This window comes from Mesorhizobium sp. M7A.F.Ca.MR.148.00.0.0, assembly GCF_003997735.1.
Taxonomy (GTDB): Bacteria; Pseudomonadota; Alphaproteobacteria; order Rhizobiales; family Rhizobiaceae; genus Mesorhizobium.
Genome location: NZ_RZTB01000485.1, coordinates 1 through 316 on the forward strand (window position 1 = coordinate 1; position 316 = coordinate 316).

Here is a 316-nt window from a genome sequence, read left to right on the forward strand (position 1 = left end):
AATGAACATCCATAAGAATGCCCGTCTCACACCGCTGCGTCGAGAGGAGATGGCGCTGTCGGTGATAGAAGGCGCTTTCTCCAAAGCCCATGCGGCGCGTGTCTACGGCGTGTCGGCCAAGATCGTGGCGCGCTGGGTCGAGCGCTACAAGTCCGAAGGGCGGGCCGGCATGATCGACCGTTCCTCGCGGCCCGCCCATATGCCGCAGGCCACCGCTGCGTTGATCGCCGAGCGCATCATGGCGCTGCGGCGGCAACGTTGGACCGGCAAGCACATCGCCCATGAGGTCGGCGTCTCGCCCGCCACCGTTAGCCGG

General features: G+C 65.8%; 1 protein-coding gene. It reads left to right on the top strand.

The window, feature by feature from the left end:
* Position 1: 1 nt before the first annotated feature.
* On the top strand, positions 2-316 hold a 315-nt coding region (locus tag EOB49_RS35040; RefSeq protein WP_164781994.1), incomplete at its 3' end, for a leucine zipper domain-containing protein.